Raw genomic sequence first — 18,329 nt, forward strand, 5'->3', positions numbered from 1 at the left:
TTTATCTTTGCGACCTGTATACACCTACGGAAACGCCCCGCGCGAGAGGATGCTGAAACGCACCATGACACGATACGCTTCCCCGATTTTAACCACGCTGCTTGATACCGATGCCTACAAGCTTCATATGCAACAGGCTGTGTTTCATCGTTATCACGACGTGACCGTTACCGCAGAATTCCGTTGCCGGGGCGACGATCTGTTAGGTATCTATGCCGATGAAATTAGCGCTCAGATCGCGTTGATGAGCCAGTTGGCGCTTTCTGATGATGAATACGTCTGGCTTGCTGGCCTGCCCTTTTTTAAAACGGATTACCTGGACTGGTTGAAAACCTTTCGCTATAACCCGGAACAGGTAAAAGTACGTAATCATGCGGGCAAGCTGGATATTCGTATCAGCGGCCCGTGGCGCGAAGTGATTATGTGGGAAGTTCCGCTGCTGGCGCTGATTAGCGAAGTGGTTCATCGTCATCGTTCGCCGCAGGCGACGCCGGAAATGGCCGTGGATCGCCTGCTGGAAAAAATCAGCAGCTTTAAGCAGCTCACGCAGAATATCGATATGTCGCGCTTCCGCCTGATGGATTTCGGCACCCGACGTCGTTTCTCGCGCGATGTGCAGTTGGCTATTGTCAGTACGCTGCAGCGCGATTTCCCGTGGCTTATCGGCTCCAGCAATTATGATATTGCTCGTCAGCTGGCGATTACGCCGGTAGGTACCCAGGCGCACGAGTGGTTCCAGGCGCATCAGCAAATCAGTCCGGTATTAGCTAACAGTCAACGCGCGGCGTTACAGGCCTGGCTGGATGAGTATGACGACAGGCTCGGCATTGCCCTGACCGATTGCATCACCATGGATGCTTTTCTGCGTGATTTTGGACCCGGCTTTGCCCATCGCTATCAGGGTCTGCGTCATGACTCAGGCGATCCGGTGGAATGGGGTGAAAAGGCGCTGGCGCATTATCAAAAGCTGAATATCGATCCGCAAACCAAAACGCTGGTGTTTTCCGATAACCTCGACTTCACCAAAGCGGTGGATCTCTATCGCCACTTTGGTCAGCGCACCAATGTTGTTTTCGGTATTGGCACCCGCCTCACCTGCGATATTCCCGGCGTTAAGCCGCTTAATATTGTGATCAAGCTGGTGGAATGCAATGGCAAACCGGTGGCTAAACTTTCCGACAGCCCGGGCAAAACTATCTGCCAGGATAAAGCCTTTGTGCGCGCATTGCGTAAAGCCTTCGATCTTCCCCTGGTGAAAAAAGCCAGCTAACGCTTATGGCCAGCGCGATTTTTCAGCGCGCTGGCGATTATTTTCTTCTCTAATATTCATTAATTCGTGAAATAAAAAGAAAACTGTTGCCTGACGGTGAATTCTGCTTGTGTCCTGCCGGACGGCAAGTAACATAGATTAACCCTAAATTCGGGGTTAACCTGTTTATTTTCGAACTAATAAAGAGAGAACTTTATGAGCGTTGTGCCTGTAGCGGACGTACTGCTCGGCCAGGTTGCGGTTGGCGAAGAAGTCACCGTGCGCGGTTGGGTACGTACCCGAAGAGATTCAAAAGCCGGTATTTCCTTTGTCGCCGTGTATGACGGCTCCTGCTTTAATCCCGTTCAGGCTGTCGTCAATAATTCTCTGCCTAATTACCAGAGCGAAGTGCTGCGTTTAACAACCGGTTGTTCCGTTATCGTCACGGGCAACGTAGTTGAATCTCCGGGCCAGGGACAGAGTTTTGAGATTCAGGCGACGGCTATTGAGGTGGTTGGCTGGGTAGAAGATCCCGATACCTATCCGATGGCGGCAAAACGTCACAGTATTGAGTATCTGCGCGAAGTTGCTCACCTGCGTCCGCGTACCAATCTCATTGGCGCCGTTGCGCGTGTGCGCCATACGCTGGCTCAGGCGCTGCACCGCTTTTTCCATGAAAATGGTTACTTCTGGGTTTCCACGCCGCTGATCACCGCATCCGATACCGAAGGTGCCGGTGAAATGTTCCGTGTCTCTACGCTGGATTTAGAGAACCTGCCGCGTGATGCGCAGGGCAAAGTTGATTTCAGTGAAGATTTCTTCGGTAAGGAAGCGTTCCTGACGGTTTCCGGGCAGCTGAATGGCGAAACCTACGCCTGCGCCTTATCAAAAATCTACACCTTTGGCCCAACCTTCCGTGCCGAAAACTCCAATACCAGTCGCCACCTGGCGGAATTCTGGATGCTGGAGCCGGAAATTGCGTTTGCTTCGCTCGACGATGCAGCGGATCTGGCAGAAGCGATGCTGAAGTATGTCTTTAAAGCGGTGTTAAGCGAGCGAGCGGACGATATGGCGTTCTTTGCCGAGCGCGTTGATAAGGAAGCCGTTAGCCGCCTGGAGAAATTCGTCACGGCAGATTTCGCCCGCGTCGATTACACCGATGCTATCGATATTCTGCTGGCCAGCGGTCAGACGTTTGAAAACCCGGTTGAGTGGGGTATCGACCTCTCTTCCGAACATGAACGCTATCTGGCGGAAAAACACTTCCAGGCGCCGGTTGTGGTGAAAAACTATCCTAAAGACATTAAGGCTTTTTATATGCGCCTTAATGAAGATGGTAAAACCGTGGCGGCGATGGATGTGCTGGCGCCAGGCATTGGTGAAATTATCGGTGGTTCACAGCGTGAAGAGCGTCTGGATGTGCTGGACCAGCGTCTCAGTGAAATGGGCCTGAATAAAGAAGATTATTGGTGGTATCGCGACCTGCGTCGTTATGGCACCGTGCCCCACTCTGGTTTTGGCTTAGGCTTTGAACGTTTGATCGCTTATGTCACCGGCGTACAAAATGTAAGGGATGTTATTCCTTTCCCACGCACACCGCGTAATGCCAGCTTCTAAAAACTGTCATTAAACATAAGAAATTCATATATATATAAAGGCTGACTTTGTCAGCCTTTTTTTATTTTTGTAAATTTTGAGGTATCTCACAAAGTTCCATTGATTTTACATTTTGAAATACATATTTTCTTTCTGAAACCACTATTAGGGTTTAGTAGCATTTTCGAGGTAGAATTACCTGGCGGCGAATGGAAAGATGCCTGCAGACACAGGAAGACACCAAACTCTGATCAAGCCTTTGTAAATAATTCTTGACGGCAGTGGCAGGTGTCCAAATAACTCCAATGAGGGTAATAAAAAATGATGAAGCGCAACATTCTGGCAGTAGTTATCCCTGCTCTGTTAGCTGCCGGTGCAGCCAACGCAGCGGAAATTTATAATAAAGACGGTAACAAGCTGGATCTGTACGGTAAAGCAGTAGGTCTGCATAAATTCTCTGACGATGCAGATAATGATGGCGATGATACTTACGTTCGTATGGGCTTTAAGGGTGAGACCCAGATTAATGACCTGATGACCGGTTTCGGTCAGTGGGAATATGAGTTCCGTGCCGATAATTCTGAAGGCTCTTCTGACGCACAGGTAGGTAATAAAACCCGTCTGGGCTTTGCCGGTCTGAAATTCGGTAACTACGGTTCTTTCGATTACGGCCGTAACTACGGCGTTGCTTACGACGCGATGGCATGGACTGATATCCTGCCTGAGTTCGGTGGTGACTTTGCCCAGTCCGATACCATGACCGGCCGTACTGGCGGTGTAGCAACTTACCGTAACAGCAACTTCTTTGGTCTGGTTGATGGCTGGAATTTCGCGGTTCAGTATCAGGGTAAAAACGAGCGTGAAAACAACGTGCTGCGCTCTAACGGCGACGGCTACGGCTTCTCAACCTCTTATGTTTCTCCGATCGGTGTTGGCATTGTAGGTGCTTACAGCTCTCAGGATCGTACCAATGCGCAGAATACTGCTGGACTGCTGGGTAGCGGCGACCGCGCAGAGTTCTGGGGCACCGCACTGAAATATGACGCGAATAATATTTACCTGGCAGCAAGCTACGGTGAAGGCCGTAACGCTACTCGTATCTCTTCAGGTAACATTGCTGGCGTCGGCGCCGTATCTGGCTTCGCGAATAAAACTCAGGATATCGAGCTGGTTGCACAGTATCAGTTTGATTTCGGCCTGCGTCCCTCACTGGCTTATGTGCAGACTAAAGGCAAAGACATTGAAGGCGTTGGTGACGTTGACCTGATTAAATATATTGATGTGGGCGCAACCTACTACTTCAACAAAAACATGTCTACCTACGTTGACTACCGTATCAACCAGATTGATGACAACAACGCACTGGGTGTGAATTCAGATGATATCGTAGCACTGGGCCTGGTTTACCAGTTCTAAGTCAGCCTGCCGCAGAGCATATTGCGCTGCTAAGGTTAAAAAACGGGGCCAAAGGCCCCGTTTTTATTTGCCCTTTTTTCAGCCATCTTATTCACTATTCTTTTTCTCGCAAACGGTTGGCTTTTCAACTTTCTGGCGTTAACCTGAGGTCTCATTTCGCTTTTCTTGAAGCTTACGGACCTCTCACATGTTTGAAAATATCACTGCTGCACCCGCCGATCCTATTCTTGGTTTAGCCGATCTTTTCCGCAACGATGACCGCCCGAATAAAATCAACCTTGGCATCGGTGTCTATAAAGATGAAACCGGGCAAACGCCGGTATTAACCAGCGTTAAAAAAGCCGAGCAGTACCTGCTGGAAAACGAAACCACGAAAAACTATCTCAGCATTGATGGGCTGGCTGACTTTGCCCGCTGCACCCAGACACTGCTGTTTGGACAGGAGAGCACCATTGTTAGCGCAAAACGCGCCCGCACCGCCCAGACGCCAGGCGGAACCGGTGCCCTGCGCGTAGCCGCCGATTTTTTAGCGACGCAAACCAGCGCAAAACGCGTCTGGATCAGCAATCCCAGCTGGCCAAACCATAAAAACGTCTTCAGTGCTGCCGGTCTCGAAGTATGCGAATATGATTATTATGATGCAGAGAGCCATCAGCTCGATTTTGACGCGATGCTGGCAAGCCTGCGTGGTGCTAAAGCAGGAGATGTAGTGCTGTTTCACGGCTGCTGCCACAACCCAACGGGTATTGATCCTACCGCAGAACAGTGGGCCCAGCTGGCGCAGCTGTCAAAGGCAAGCGGCTGGCTGCCGCTGTTTGATTTTGCCTATCAGGGCTTTGCGCGTGGTCTGGAAGAAGATGCAGAAGGCCTGCGAATTTTTGCTGCCTGTCATGAAGAACTCATCGTCGCCAGTTCATATTCCAAAAACTTTGGTCTTTATAATGAGCGCGTGGGTGCCTTTACGCTGGTCGCAGCAGATGCCAGCGTAGCCGATACCGCTTTCAGCCAGGTTAAATATACTATCCGCGCAAACTATTCTAATCCTCCGGCGCATGGTGCCGCCGTTGTTGCCACCATTCTTGGTAATGATGCGCTGCGTGCGATTTGGGAGCAGGAATTAACGGATATGCGCCAGCGCATTCACCGCATGCGTCAACTGTTTGTGAATACGCTCCAGGAAAAAGGCGCTAACCGCGATTTCAGCTTTATTACTCATCAGAACGGGATGTTCTCTTTTAGCGGGCTGAGTAAAGATCAGGTGATTCGCCTGCGTGAAGAGTTTGGCGTTTATGCAGTGAATTCAGGACGTGTTAACGTAGCTGGCATGACGCCAGATAATATGGCCGCCCTGTGCGAAGCAATCGTTGCGGTTTTATAAAACGATGACGTAAAAAATGGGCCTGCGGGCCCATTTTGATTATTCAGATTAAAAAAGGATTACTGATACGCTCACGGCCTAAAGTGGATATTGGCCCATGACCGGGAATGAAGGTGATATTATCGCCAAGCGGCAGCAGCTTATTTTTAATGGAATCAATCAGCGCCTGGTGGCTCCCCTGTGGGAAATCTGTACGACCTACGCCGCCGTTAAAAATAACGTCGCCGGATATCAATAACCGCCCGGCACGGTGGTAAAAAACAATATGACCGGGTGTATGGCCAGGGCAGTGCAAAACTTCCAGCGTCGCATTGCCAACCTGTACCATCTCCCCTTCTTCCAGCCAGCGATCGGGCGTAAGCGGCGCGCATTCCGCAAGACCAAACATTTGGCTTTGCGTTGGCAGAGCTTCCAGCCAGAAGGCATCGAGTTTGTGCGGCCCGATAATTTCTACGCCATAATAAGCGGCCAGCTCAGCGGCAGCCCCTACATGATCCAGATGACCATGAGTAAGCAATATGGTGGTTATCGTGACCTTCTTCGCTTCAACCTGTTGTTTAATGATTTCCGCATCGCCGCCGGGATCGACCAGCGCAGCCTCATGCGTTTCACTGCACCAAATTAACGAGCAGTTCTGCGCAAATGCCGTTACGGTAATAATATGATAATCCATAAAGCTCCATGACCCGCACAGCTGGCGGGGTTCACTGCATTACCAGTGGCGCACCGGCCCGGTATCAATATGCACAAAGTTACTACGTGGATAATATCCTACACCACCAGCGCGCATTTTTAGCGCCGCTTTGCGTATATTACTCAGAGAAATCCCTTCAATATGAAAATCCATCGCCTGGCCAAGGGTATGATAGCTATGTTTTGCTACCCCACTGCGCTTGCTTTTGCCGCGCAGCATATTATTGGTGGCTAAAGAGCGATAACCCGAAATAAGCTGAATGGGTTTACGATTTTCCAACATTGTCTGTAATCGATAAAGCTGATCAAACAGCCTGGGATCGATGTTTTTAACTTTGTTTGCCCGATAATCGCGGAAAAAGTGATTCAACCGCGCCAGCTCATCCTGATCGTAACTTTGCCCATTAAAAAACTCGGTTTTCAGCGTTTCACCGGTATGAAGATTGTTCAGCGTAAGGATACGAGGACGGGAAGTCGAAACAGAGGCAAGAGCTGAGCCTGGAAGTAGCGCAAGCCCTGCTGCTGCACCACCTAAAACCAGCAGCTTACGACGTTGTGGATCAAAATTAGCCATAAATTGCGTTTACCTGAGAAAAGAAAGCGAACCGTGCAAAAAGTACACAAGCCCGCACCTTAACCGCCACTCCGAATGACGTCAAGGTAGTAAACGGCAGTAATGTGAGAATAAACGAGATTGCAGGCGATAACCCGACCGCCAGAAACAACCGACAGTCGGGAAAAAGTTTACTGAATCAATAATTAAAGCAGGAGTTGGCCCGCCTGCGCCAGAATACGCGTGCCTGACTGCGCAGGGGTATCGTAATTGTAAATATCTGTGCGGAACTGTGTCTTTCCGTCATCCGCTACCCAGGCTGTGAGATAAAAGAGATTTACCGGGACATGATGGCGAACAGGAACATAGCGCGTATCGCCCTGCTGTAAGCTACTGGATATACGCGCCTTATCCCAGCCTGCATTCTGCAACAGTAAACTGGCTAATTCCGAAGCCTTATTTACCCGCACGCAGCCAGAACTCAGCGCGCGAATATCTTTCTGGAAAAGATTATGGTTTGGCGTGTCATGCAAATAGATAGCATCAGAGCTGGGCATATTAAATTTAAAACGTCCCAGCGAATTATGCGCGCCCGGTGCCTGACGTATGCGATAGGGGAATGTGGCTGCTGAGACCATACTCCAGTCAATCATGCTGGGATCGATAACCTCCGCATCATTGCTCCAGCCGGAAAGCAAGGTATAGCCATGCTGATAAAGATAAGAGGGATCGCGTTTAACTTTGGGAATAATATCCTGGCGTACCAGCGTAGTAGGCACATTCCACGGCGGATTTAGCACCACATTATTTAACGCGCTGCGCATCAGCGGCGTTTTACGGTCGGGGCGCCCTACAATCACGCGGGACGATAGGATTTCATTGCCGTCCGCGTAATAGACCAGCGAATAGTTGGCGATATTCACCATGATGCCATTACGCATATCATCCGGCAGCAGGCGCAAACGCTGGATGTTCAGCGCCAACAGCGAGGCTCGCAGCTGCGGCGACACATTAAGCCATTCGCGCGTGCGCGGACCAATTGCCCCGTCTGCTTGCAGGCCCTGCCAACGCTGAAAACGCTTTACCGCCTCAATCAGCGTGGGACCATAAATATTGTCGTTTGTCGCCACCGGTTGTGAAGAGGCGACACTGCCCGGCGCATCCGGCGTGGACGCTGGCATATCAGCCACAGGTGTTGCAGAAGGGCTTACCACAGCCAGCCGATCGCTCTGTGGGGGATTGGCGGCTTCCGCATCCTCATTCGGCGCTGGCGCGTCATGCTGCGCCGCCAGCATGCCGGTACGCTGCAGGATCTCTTTTAACGCCGGAACATCATCGCTGATCTGCCCGGGACGCAGCGTCTGTTTATCTTTTAGCTGCGGCCAGGGATGGTTATCCGCCAGTAACTGCTTCAACGCGTTATGCATTGGGGTATATTGAGGATGCTGCGGAACTAACGAGTTTACGAAGTGAGTCAACTGCCCGGCGTCAACCGCCGCCAGCCACTGGTTGGTAACCGAAAGCGGCGGCAGCGCCATTTTGTAAGGCACGCGGCTATAGAGCCAGCTTTCACCCTGCTTCGGCACGTTAGCAACAAATTGCAGGTAGCCCAGCATCGCGTCCGATAAAACAATATCGCGCGCCATACCGGTGATTTCAGGATCGGTTAACAGCTCTACCCAGCGGGTAAACTGCGGCTGAACCCCGGAAATTGCCACTTCCGCCAGCTGCTGCTGGAAGTGCTGCACCGCTTCTTTTTCCTGCCAGACAGGCTGCATCTGGCGGGCAGCATATAGAGATGCCAGCGAGCCGGTGTAAAAAGGCTTAACGCCCTGCGGCAATGCGGCCAACATTTGCTGTTGTCCTGCCGCCGCGCTCATGGATTCACCGGCTCTTTCTACCGGCACGGCCGTAATAATTGCCGCCGCAGCGGTTGATACCTGTACCAGGCTGATTGCAACTGCCCAAGCCAGCGTTGTTTTCTTCAGTGCTTGATATTTTGCCAGCAACATCCTTGCCCCCTGCCTGCTTTGGTCCGAGGTTAACACACCCTCAGGACTGTTAATTATTATAATAAGTATATAAACGAACAACGGCATTTGTCTCATAGAGCAAATGCCGTTGGCTAGATTAAACGCGAGGCAACCGTTTTACTACATTTATACCTGCGTTTTTTCATCCTCCGACTGGTCCTGCTCCGTCCGAGACATCGTCGCGCCTGGCAGCGGATCGGCAGAGAAACCTCTCAGGCCAACCACATGCACATGTTCCGTATTGTTGAAAACCTTACGCACCAGTTTATAGGTGGTACCTTTTTCCGGGCTGATGTTTTCCGGGGCGGCGATAATCAGCTGCATCTCCAGACGTTCGCAAAGTTCAAACAGCGTCGCGATCGATTTGGCATCAAGGCGCGCGGCTTCATCAAGGAACAACAAGCGACACGGGCTGATATCTTTGCCGCGCAGACGACGCGCCTCTTCTTCCCAGCTCTGCACTACCATAACCAGAATTGACATCCCGGTACCGATCGCTTCACCGGTTGACAGCGCGCCGCTTTCAGCACGCAGCCAGCCATCTGAACCACGGTTAACCTCAACTTCCATTTCCAGATAGTTGCGATAATCCAGTAGCTCTTCGCCGATGGTTTGCGCCGTGCGCTGTCCCATATCGATCTGTGGATTGAGTCGCTGCCAGAGTTTGGCCAGCGCCTCGGAGAAGGTCAGCCGGTTGCTGTTAAACAGATCCTGATGCTGCTCATGCTGTTCAGAGAGGACATCCAGCAGCGTCGCATGGCTTTCGCGCACGTTAACATTCAGGCGCACGCTACGCACCTGACCAAAGCTCACGCTTTGCAGGCCCTGGTTAAGCTGGCGAATACGGTTCTGTTCGCGCTGAATCGTCTTGCGAATAATATTGGCCACGCTACGCGAACTGATAGCCAGCATCTGTTCACGCGCGGTCAACTCTTCAGTCAGACGGCTAAGCTCAATTTCCATCTGCTCGATCGCTTCAACCGGATCGTCGGTACGAATAATATCCTGGCGGATACGCTCGCGCAGATGCTGATAAACGGCGATAAAGAACTGAATCTTACGCTCAGGACGTTTTGGATCTTCAGAAAGACGCAGCACGTCTCGCAGATGTTCATTATCGGCAACCGCCAGACGCAGCGCGCCCAGCGCTTTATCCGACATTGAACGCAGCTCATCGCCGCCCAGATAGGCCAGTTCACGGCGATGCAGACGTCGCTCAACGCCGTTATCTTTCACCATGCGCATCACCGCGCACCAACCCGCTTTGGCGCTGACCACTTGCTCGCGGCTGATATGGTAATCGCGCTCCAGACGACGCAGTTTTTTCTGCAGGCCGTCCATTTCCGCTTCACAGAACGTTAGCTGTTTTTCCAGCTGGTTGCGCCGCGAACGGTTATGGCTAAGGGCATTGTGCAGCTCATCACGGCGGATTCTGGCGCGCTCCTCGGCGCTGGTATCGGCCTGGACGCCAATATCCTGCATCTCCTGCTGCAGCTCTTTCAGCATATCGCGCTTGGCATCCCAGGCGCTTTTTAACGAGGCCAGAACCTGTGAATACTGCGTTAGCTTCGCCTGATGCTCACGCAGCTGCTCACGCGCTCGCGCACGTTCCGCTTCCGCCTGCTCCAGACGCTGACGCAGTTTTTCATTCAGATCGCTGGTTCCGGTAAGCATACCGGCAGAGTCTGCATAGCCGAAATGGGCGCGACGCTGTACTACCTCGGTAATAGCAAACGCCTGCTGGCGCGCTTCACGCTGCGTCTGCTGCGCCTGCTGATAGTCTGCTTTTAACTGTTCATGCTGCTGCGGATCGCTCTGCAGCACCGACAACAGCGGCTCAAGACGAGCCAGATGATTGCCATGCTGTTGTACAAAGCGCGCCGCCTCCTGCGCTTCACTCATCAGTTCACGCAGTTCTTCGCAGCGATCCGCCAACGTCTCATCAAGCAGCAGATTTACACGCGGTAACAGGCGGTTCAGCTGTGCAACGCCCTCTTTTGCCTGCTCAAACTGCTGACGCTGCTGCTGATTTTCGCTTTCGTGCGCATTGAGGGCGCGTTCGATTTCACTACGGCGCGCATTAAGCTGACGGATTTGCGCTTCAGGATCCTCTTCAAAAGCCACCGCCAGGTGACTGCCGATAAAGCGGCTAAAGGATTGATGCAAACGCTGGGTTTTCTGCACGTCAAAAGAGAGCGTGGCGTAGGTCTCTGCCAGTTGCTCGCGTTCAGCATGCAGCAGCTCCAGCTGCTTCTCTCGTGCGGCGCGACCGAACAGCGGCACTTTAGGGAAGCGGGAGTAACGCCACTGGCGCTCTGCCACCTTGACCACTACGGCTTTTTCCAGCTCTTCGGTGCTGAAAACGCTGTCGTCAAAAGATTGCGGATCCCCTTCGATCAGGTAGAGATCTTCCGGGCACTCTTCCAGACCATCCAGCTGCTCGCGTACCAGCGAGAGGTCAGGCACCACGATGGCATGACGCGACGGACCATACAGCGCCGAGAAGTAAGGCGCATCTTCCAGGGTGACGTCGTCATAGATCTCTGACAGCAGCACGCCGCCGAAACGCTCGGCCAGCGCATTCAGCCGCGGATCTTCAGAACCGCCGGGCTGGCTTAAGCGCTCAATCTGCTGCTCCGCTTCACGCTTACGCGCCGCCACCTCATCGCGCTCGACCGTGGTTTCACGCTCACGCTCCAGCAGCTGCTGCATAAACTCGGTAACCTGCTGGCTGTTTTCCAGCGGCTGCCCGGTCTGTTCGCTAAGCTGAGTCAGGATCTCCTGTGCTGCCAGCCAGTGTGGCGCACGGGCCGTTAGCTGGCTAATGCGTTCACGCAGCTGTTCCAGCTCCTGGCGCATCATCATGCGCTGCTCGCCGGCATCGGCTACGCTCTGCGACAGCTGTTCAATTCGCGCTTCCAGCTCATGCTGCAGCGCTTCCAGCTCATGCGCCTCATACTGCTGGCCCTGACGCTTGCAAAATTCGTTCAGCAAACGCTCCGCTTCATACTGCTCGCGCAGGCGCTGTTCCATTTCCGACAAGCGCATCCGCAGCGATGGCAGCTGCTCAGCCTGATGACGCTGGTTAGCCGCGTCGCGCAGCAGTTCCCGTCCGGTTTGCCAGGCTTCACTACGGCTGACCGGCCCGGCAATTTTGCAAACCAGTTCAAAGGCCTGCTCGAACTGGCTGTGCGCCGCTTCGGCCACGCTCATTTTCTGCTCAAGCATCAGCAGATTTTCCGTGGCTTCCTGCTCACGCGCCTGGAAGGTTTCCTGCCAGCTTTCCGCATTATCGATGGTGAGTTCAGGCAGACGGCAAATTTCCTGCGCGCGTTGTAACGCCTGCAGCGCTTGCTGATACTGAATCGCACGCGTTTGCTGGACATCCAGCGCCTGCTGGTAGTCTGCCAGCTGGCTTTTCAGCTCATCAACTTCCAGCTCAGCCGCTTCCCGACGCGCTTCGTTCTCTTCCTGCACTTCACGCGCTTCGGCCACTACCTCATTCTGCTCTTCCAGACGGTAGGTTAGCTCATCAATATCGGCTTCGTAGCGTTCGATTTTTTCCTGTTGGCGCACCGCCGTCTGCACCAGGTTCAGGTGATCGCTGGCTGCCTGATAATCGGTTTCCAGGTCGCTTTCAGCAGCGCTGTGCTCCGCCAGCTCACGCGCCATTTCCACATGACGATACTGTTCAGCGGCCAGCTGTTTACGGCTGGCGAAAAGATCATTACGCAGCACCAGCGCGCCATCCAGATGGGTACGGCGTTCATTGGCGTGACGCATATAGTCCGCCGCCACATAGTTGGTGGCTTCAGAAATCAGGTGCTTAAACAGGTCACGATCGGACTGCGTAACGCGAATCGCTTCCAGCGTCATGCGGTTTTCCCGCAGCGCCGCTTCCATATCCTGAAACGCTTTACGCACGCCGCTGTTTTCCGGCAGCAGATAATCGCGCAGCGAACGGGTGATGGCGCTGGAGATCCCGCCATACAGCGAAGCCTCAATCAGACGATAAAACTTGCTGCGATCGCTGGCGGAGCGCAGGCGACGCGCCACAATGCCCAGTTCAAACATCAGGCTGTGGTAATCGGTAATGGAGTTGTACTGTTTAAACTGCACCCCTTCCATTGCCTCAACGCGATCTTTCAGCTCGTTCAGCGGCAGGACGCGCGCCTGACGCGTGCCAACCGTTTCTGTAAGCATTTCAGTGGGATGCGTAGCAGTGGGCAGACCGTGAATACTAAATGGACGAATATCCACTTTTTTATCACGTCCGGCAACCTGCTGCAGACGCACCCCGACCACCACGCGCTGGTGACGTGAATTGACCACGTCCAGTACGGAGTAGCAGACGCCCGGACGCAGCTTACCGTGCAGACCTTTGTCACGCGATCCGCTGGTAGAGCCCGCCTCGGTGGTATTACGGAAATGAAGCAGCGTCAAGTCGGGGATCATGGCCGTAATAAAAGCCGCCATGGTGGTGGATTTACCGGCGCCGTTTCCGCCTGAAAGCGTGGTGACCAGGTTATCAAGCTCAAAAGTACGCGCAAAAAAACCGTTCCAGTTAATCAGCGTGAGCGAGCGAAACTTTCCGCGTTCAATCATTCCTCTTCATCCTCTGCCATGTCTGCCTGGCGCTGCTGGCTATCCGCTTCTTCTTCGCTGTTTTCCGTGGTTTCCAGCGTCATGGCTTCGCCGGTGCGAATCATACGCAGCTGCGCTTCGCGCGGATCGTCGCCGCTGCGAACATCGGCGCCAAAGCGAAAAACGGATTCCATAATGCGAAATTTACTGCTGTCGTTGCCCATGAACCACACCATGCCAAGACGGCGCAGACGATTAAGCGACGCGCGCATTTTTTCCTGCAGCTTCTGACGATCGAGATCCGACCCGGTGGAACGCTGATTCACAACCTTTAGCAGCTTCCCTTCATCCGCCAGGCTCACCAGTTCGTCATAGAGTTCCTGCTGGGTAAAAATCCCCTCGTTCGCCAGGCGTTCCGGGCTGAGATAGAGATAACAGAGAATTTTTCCCACCAGCATATCCAGCTCAGAAAGTACTGAACGTGGGATCAGCGTGGTAGAACGCGGACGTAAATAGAAAAAACCTTCCGGCGCACGCACCAGTTCAACGTTATAGCGCGCATAAAACTCTTCAAGGTATTCCTGGTAATCCATTAAAAAGGCATGGTTGTCCAGCTCTTCAATGCCGATATGTCGCCCCGCACGCAGCTGGCTGTCCAGCGCGGGAAAAAGCGGATTCGCCAGTGCCTGAGCCATTTTAACTGGCATCACTTGTTCAATATTTGTCGATGACATGTGCCTGCACCTTGGCTCCGTAATCATTAATGGGCTGCCATTGCGCCGGCAACCCGGAAAAATCAGCTTCCGCCACGCCTAAACGCACCGCCTGGTCGACGACAATGCGCGCCACGTCAAAATGACGGGCCCGTGGGTACTGTGCCAGATAATCCCGCATGACCTCACCGAGGTTAAGCGGTCTGTTTTCCGTTTTGTAAATCTGCAGCGCTTCTTCAATCATCGCTGCAAGCTGCTCACGGATTTCATTAAATTCTTCATACTCCAGTTCCGAAGGCAGCTCGCCGGTGACCTCTTCGTCACGCAGCGTCAGCTCTTCGTCACGCATATCAAACAGGCGATCGGCATTGGCATAGGTCAGCGCCCAGGGCTGATCAAAATAGTTCTGTACCGACTGACGCAAGCGCTGCGCAAAGACACGGTTTTTATCCATATCGATAGCGGTACGGATAAACTTATGGACGTGACGGTCATAGCCGATCCACAGGTCAATCGCCTGCTGGCCCCAGCTAATAATACGATCGAGTTTATTCTGCAGATCGAACACCAGCTTATCGACAAAACCAAGATCCGGGCTGCTGAGCGTAGCATCCTGAATGCGCAGCAGATTTGCCTGCAGCTTATCGCCCGCAGCTTCCAGCGTATCCTGCAGCTCGCGCAGCGTGCCAGACGTTTCCGAAAGCAGCAGTTCACAACTGGAGATAGCGGCGCGCCAGTCCTGATTTAGCAGCGCGGCGATATCGTTTTTAACCGACTGCTGTTGCTCATCCATCAGGCGCTGGGTTAAATCGATGCTGTCGAAAATCTCCGCCACCGAGTATTTCAGCGGCGCGAAAACGTTGCGGTGCCAGTGAAATTCGTCGCCATCCTCTTCCGCTGCATCCGCCGCCCGCTTCAACTCCTGGGCAACAATCGAAAGCTGCATAGAGAGACGCAGAGTGGAAAATTCACGCTGGCGGATATAGTAATCGGTAATACCGATCGCCAGCGGCGTCAGACGATAGATAGCGTTGCCATCCGCCAGTTCGCTGGTAAAGCGATTAAGCAGGCGCTGGCGCACCATATCGTTTATCGCATTATTGGCGCGTACCACTACGGTTTCATGGCTTTGCTCAAAAGCGTTACTGACGTGACGAAACGCATCGATCAATTCGCCCTCGCTCATTTCCCCATCCATGCGCTCGCTGTTTAGCGTGGCGATAGCCAGCAGAAACGCCAGACGTTCGGTGGGTAACGAAACGGAAAAATCGTTTTTCCGCGCCCAGGAGACCAGCTCCGGGACAGTCTGGGAAAAATCACTCATAGTAGGTCCTTCGGGCCGGGTTTGCGCGCCGTGACATGGATATACCGCCCCAGGCTGATAAAGGGTTCCTGGCGGCAATATTGGGTTTCTAATGCCAACAGCCGATCAAATTCATCTATTCGTCGTTGTTTATCGTGCATGTAATCGTGAAATACCCGAATGCCGGCGCGGCGTTCAATAATGAAGCCGCAGGATTGCAGCCACTGATAGACCTGTTGGGGATCGCGCGGATAATCAGGCGAAAGCGTTTTCTTTTTGCCTTTCTTCATGCCTACTTCCAGCCAGCCAAAATTGCCATGCGCCGCCGTACTTAATATCTGCCCGTGCAGGTTGTAAAACATCAACGATAATATGCCGCCCGGTGCCAGCGCTTCATACAGCGTAGCCAGAATCGCTTCAGGCTCGGCGACCCATTCCAACACAGCGTGAAACAATACCAGATCCGCTGGCTTATCCAAGCATTGCGCCACCTGCTGCGCGCTAATTTGTTTGAATTGCATGTTATCCAGCACATCCTGCTGCTGCGCATGTTCGCGGGCACGCTGCAGCATTTCACCGGATATGTCGCACAGCAATACCTGATGACCGCGCGCGGCCAGTCCGCAGGCAATTTGTCCCTGACCGCCGCCAACGTCCAGAATGTTCAGCGATCGCGCCGGTAGCATCTCCAGCAACACATCCAACTCCTGCCACAGGATAGCCTGACGAATACGCCCTTTGGTGGTACCGTAAATGTTTTGCGCAAATTTAAGGGCAATATCGTCAAAGTTACGATCCTGCATGCCTCAGCTCCGGGGATTGCTGTTTCAGGGCGCCTATTTTGTCATACCCCGCCGCAGAATGAACCTTTGATGCAGAGTCTGGCTATCAGATGATGTTTTTTCGGACAAAAGGAATCGGTATTCATGCTTTTTACCCTAAAAAAAATAGTTGGCGGCCTGTTGCTGCCCTTGCCTTTGCTGCTTTTGTTAATGGCGGTCGGGCTTTTGCTGCTTTGGTTCTCACGCTGGCAAAAAAGCGGGAAAACGCTTGTTTCCGCCGCATGGATTATGCTTTTTTCTCTGAGCCTGCAGCCGATAGCGGATAGTTTGCTGCGTCCGCTGGAGCAGCGTTATCCCACCTATAATCAAACCGATCCCGTGGCGTTTATTGTGGTGCTTGGCGGCGGCTATACCTGGAATCCAGCCTGGGCGCCGAGCTCCAATCTGATTGGCAACAGCCTGCCCCGTGTAACTGAGGGCGTAAGGCAATGGCGAATGCACCCTGGCGCTAAGATGATTTTTACCGGCGCGCCCGCGTTATCCAATCCCGTCAGCAATGCCGAAGTCGCCGCCCGGGTCGCGCGCTCTTTGGGAGTGCCGTCGGCGGATATCATTCAACTCGACCAGCCACGGGATACGGACGAGGAGGCGCTGGCGGTGAAACAGATCGTGGCACAGCGCCCTTTTCTGTTAGTGACTTCTGCCAATCATATGCCGCGCGCCATGACGTTTTTCCATCATCAGGGCCTGATGCCAATTGCCGCACCGGCAAATCAGATGGCAATCGATTCGCCGCTTAACTGGTGGGAGAAAGCGTTGCCTGCGCCGCTGTGGCTAAGTCATAGCGAACGTGCGGTCTATGAAAGGCTGGGCGCGCTGTGGCAGAGTCTGAATGGGAAAACCGCCGCGGATGGCACGATATCGCAGGCTGCGCCTTTAGCGGATAAGCGGGAGTAGAGAGCGGAAACGCCCGTGTCAGTGTGACAGGGAGGAAAGGCAAAACAAAGGGAGAAACCTGAAGGAGACTCCCTTCGCTGGCAACGTCTGTTTAGCGTAACGCCTCACGAACGCGAGCCAGATCTTCAGCCGTGTCAACGCCTGCGGCTGGCGTTGTCGCTGCGACATCGACATGGATCTTTTCGCCATACCAGAGTACGCGCAGCTGCTCCAGCAGTTCGATCTGTTCCAGTTCGCTGGGCTCCCAGCTTACGTAGCGACGAATAAAACCGGCCCGGTAAGCATAAATACCGATATGACGCAGCAGGCTGCCGCCAATAGTGTCACGCGACTGTGCAAAGCGCTCACGATCCCAGGGAATGGTAGCGCGAGAAAAATAGAGCGCATATCCCCGCGCATCGCGGACTACTTTCACCGCATTGGGATTAAAGGCTTCCTCAGCATCGGTAATTGGCACCGCCAGCGTTGCCATGCCCGCCTCGGACTCAGCCAGATTTTCAGCAACCTGACGGATAATTTCAGGCGGAATCAATGGCTCATCGCCCTGCACGTTAACAATGATGGTGTCATCGGCAAACTGATACTGTTCGATCACTTCAGCCAGCCGCTCGGTACCCGATTGATGATCGGGCCGCGTCAGGCAAACTTCGCCGCCTGCCGCGGTAACTGCCGCCGCCACGTCGGGATGATCGGTGGCAACAATAACGCGATCGGCGCCCGACTGCAGCGCTCGCTCCATCACATGCACCACCATCGGTTTACCGTGAATATCAACCAGCGGTTTACCGGGTAAACGTGTTGATGCAAAACGAGCCGGAATGATGGCGACAAAACTCATGGATGTATCTCATCTGCAGAGAGCGTACGGGCTTCGTTTTCCAGCAGCACCGGAATGCCGTCGCGCACCGGATATGCCAGGCCATCTGGTTTGCAGATAAGTTCCTGCTGCTCTTTGTTGTAGTAGAGCTTGCCGTTACAGACCGGACAAGCAACGATTTCAAGTAAACGGTGATCCATGTTTCCTCCGTAATGCACCGAAGCCTCAGGATGGCAAGCATAACACAGCCGCTGA

General features: G+C 53.2%; 14 protein-coding genes. 5 read left to right on the plus strand and 9 right to left on the minus strand.

Annotation, left to right across the window (positions count from 1 at the left end; translation table 11 throughout):
* Nucleotides 1–64: 64 nt before the first annotated feature.
* The 4 genes from pncB (at nt 65) to ACQE32_RS08015 (ending at nt 5,639) form a co-directional block, all read left to right on the plus strand.
* A complete protein-coding gene (gene pncB, locus ACQE32_RS08000; RefSeq protein ID WP_427021613.1) occupies nt 65–1,270 on the plus strand; it encodes a nicotinate phosphoribosyltransferase in 1,206 nt (401 codons plus the stop codon).
* A 195-nt stretch (nt 1,271–1,465) separates the two neighbouring features.
* Nucleotides 1,466–2,866 (plus strand): asparagine--tRNA ligase, encoded by a 1,401-nt coding sequence (asnS, locus tag ACQE32_RS08005; RefSeq protein ID WP_426974248.1) that lies wholly within the window; start codon nt 1,466–1,468, stop codon nt 2,864–2,866.
* Nucleotides 2,867–3,166: 300 nt separating this feature from the next.
* Nucleotides 3,167–4,261, plus strand: coding sequence for a porin OmpF (gene ompF, locus ACQE32_RS08010; protein ID WP_426981093.1), 1,095 nt, complete (start codon nt 3,167–3,169; stop codon nt 4,259–4,261).
* Between the two features lie 187 nt (nt 4,262–4,448).
* The gene (locus ACQE32_RS08015; protein ID WP_426974246.1) at nt 4,449–5,639 is read left to right on the plus strand and encodes an amino acid aminotransferase; all 1,191 of its coding nucleotides are present in this window, start codon (nt 4,449–4,451) and stop codon (nt 5,637–5,639) included.
* Nucleotides 5,640–5,682: 43 nt separating this feature from the next.
* On the opposite strand, the gene ACQE32_RS08020 is transcribed toward ACQE32_RS08015, so the two are convergent.
* From ACQE32_RS08020 to cmoM, 7 genes are all read right to left on the minus strand, one after another.
* Entirely contained in the window at nt 5,683–6,312 is a 630-nt protein-coding gene (locus tag ACQE32_RS08020) for an MBL fold metallo-hydrolase (protein ID WP_427021614.1), read from the minus strand.
* Between the two features lie 39 nt (nt 6,313–6,351).
* Nucleotides 6,352–6,906, minus strand: coding sequence for a DUF882 domain-containing protein (locus tag ACQE32_RS08025; protein ID WP_426974244.1), 555 nt, complete (start codon nt 6,904–6,906; stop codon nt 6,352–6,354).
* 185 nt (nt 6,907–7,091) lie between these two features.
* Nucleotides 7,092–8,897, minus strand: a complete 1,806-nt coding sequence (gene ldtD, locus ACQE32_RS08030; RefSeq protein WP_426974243.1) for a L,D-transpeptidase — start codon at nt 8,895–8,897, stop codon at nt 7,092–7,094.
* Between the two features lie 147 nt (nt 8,898–9,044).
* On the minus strand, nt 9,045–13,523 hold the full coding sequence (mukB, locus tag ACQE32_RS08035) for a chromosome partition protein MukB (protein WP_427021615.1): 4,479 nt from the start codon (nt 13,521–13,523) through the stop codon (nt 9,045–9,047).
* Complete coding sequence (gene mukE, locus ACQE32_RS08040; RefSeq protein WP_085067410.1) at nt 13,520–14,236, minus strand: chromosome partition protein MukE; 717 nt, start codon at nt 14,234–14,236, stop codon at nt 13,520–13,522. Before mukE ends, mukB begins: the two co-directional genes overlap by 4 nt.
* Nucleotides 14,217–15,539: a chromosome partition protein MukF gene (mukF, locus tag ACQE32_RS08045; RefSeq protein WP_085067411.1), complete on the minus strand. Its 1,323-nt coding sequence runs from the start codon at nt 15,537–15,539 to the stop codon at nt 14,217–14,219. Before mukF ends, mukE begins: the two co-directional genes overlap by 20 nt.
* The gene (gene cmoM, locus ACQE32_RS08050) at nt 15,536–16,321 is read right to left on the minus strand and encodes a tRNA uridine 5-oxyacetic acid(34) methyltransferase CmoM (RefSeq protein WP_426981091.1); all 786 of its coding nucleotides are present in this window, start codon (nt 16,319–16,321) and stop codon (nt 15,536–15,538) included. Before cmoM ends, mukF begins: the two co-directional genes overlap by 4 nt.
* Before the next feature lie 123 nt (nt 16,322–16,444).
* On the opposite strand from cmoM, the gene elyC reads away from it, so the two are divergent.
* Entirely contained in the window at nt 16,445–17,257 is an 813-nt protein-coding gene (elyC, locus tag ACQE32_RS08055; protein WP_427021616.1) for an envelope biogenesis factor ElyC, read from the plus strand.
* A gap of 91 nt (nt 17,258–17,348) precedes the next feature.
* Here the strand turns inward: elyC and kdsB are convergent, their stop codons facing one another.
* Complete coding sequence (gene kdsB / locus ACQE32_RS08060) at nt 17,349–18,095, minus strand: 3-deoxy-manno-octulosonate cytidylyltransferase (RefSeq protein ID WP_250652269.1); 747 nt, start codon at nt 18,093–18,095, stop codon at nt 17,349–17,351.
* Nucleotides 18,092–18,274, minus strand: coding sequence for a Trm112 family protein (locus ACQE32_RS08065; RefSeq protein ID WP_038627028.1), 183 nt, complete (start codon nt 18,272–18,274; stop codon nt 18,092–18,094). The genes kdsB and ACQE32_RS08065 overlap by 4 nt, the downstream gene beginning before the upstream one ends.
* Nucleotides 18,275–18,329: the final 55 nt, after the last annotated feature.

Source organism: Pantoea sp. FN0302, assembly GCF_050113775.1.
Taxonomy (GTDB): domain Bacteria; phylum Pseudomonadota; class Gammaproteobacteria; order Enterobacterales; family Enterobacteriaceae; genus Mixta; species Mixta alhagi.

Excerpts from the sequence above, each read along its gene's own strand:
- ldtD (WP_426974243.1), bottom strand. The coding sequence starts at position 8,897 with ATGTTGCTGGCAAAATATCAAGCACTGAAGAAAACAACGCTGGCTTGG.
- elyC (WP_427021616.1), top strand. The coding sequence starts at position 16,445 with ATGCTTTTTACCCTAAAAAAAATAGTTGGCGGCCTGTTGCTGCCCTTG.
- ACQE32_RS08015 (WP_426974246.1), top strand. The coding sequence starts at position 4,449 with ATGTTTGAAAATATCACTGCTGCACCCGCCGATCCTATTCTTGGTTTA.
- kdsB (WP_250652269.1), bottom strand. The coding sequence starts at position 18,095 with ATGAGTTTTGTCGCCATCATTCCGGCTCGTTTTGCATCAACACGTTTA.
- mukE (WP_085067410.1), bottom strand. The coding sequence starts at position 14,236 with ATGTCATCGACAAATATTGAACAAGTGATGCCAGTTAAAATGGCTCAG.
- asnS (WP_426974248.1), top strand. The coding sequence starts at position 1,466 with ATGAGCGTTGTGCCTGTAGCGGACGTACTGCTCGGCCAGGTTGCGGTT.
- ompF (WP_426981093.1), top strand. The coding sequence starts at position 3,167 with ATGATGAAGCGCAACATTCTGGCAGTAGTTATCCCTGCTCTGTTAGCT.
- ACQE32_RS08025 (WP_426974244.1), bottom strand. The coding sequence starts at position 6,906 with ATGGCTAATTTTGATCCACAACGTCGTAAGCTGCTGGTTTTAGGTGGT.
- cmoM (WP_426981091.1), bottom strand. The coding sequence starts at position 16,321 with ATGCAGGATCGTAACTTTGACGATATTGCCCTTAAATTTGCGCAAAAC.
- mukB (WP_427021615.1), bottom strand. The coding sequence starts at position 13,523 with ATGATTGAACGCGGAAAGTTTCGCTCGCTCACGCTGATTAACTGGAAC.
- ACQE32_RS08020 (WP_427021614.1), bottom strand. The coding sequence starts at position 6,312 with ATGGATTATCATATTATTACCGTAACGGCATTTGCGCAGAACTGCTCG.
- mukF (WP_085067411.1), bottom strand. The coding sequence starts at position 15,539 with ATGAGTGATTTTTCCCAGACTGTCCCGGAGCTGGTCTCCTGGGCGCGG.
- ACQE32_RS08065 (WP_038627028.1), bottom strand. The coding sequence starts at position 18,274 with ATGGATCACCGTTTACTTGAAATCGTTGCTTGTCCGGTCTGTAACGGC.
- pncB (WP_427021613.1), top strand. The coding sequence starts at position 65 with ATGACACGATACGCTTCCCCGATTTTAACCACGCTGCTTGATACCGAT.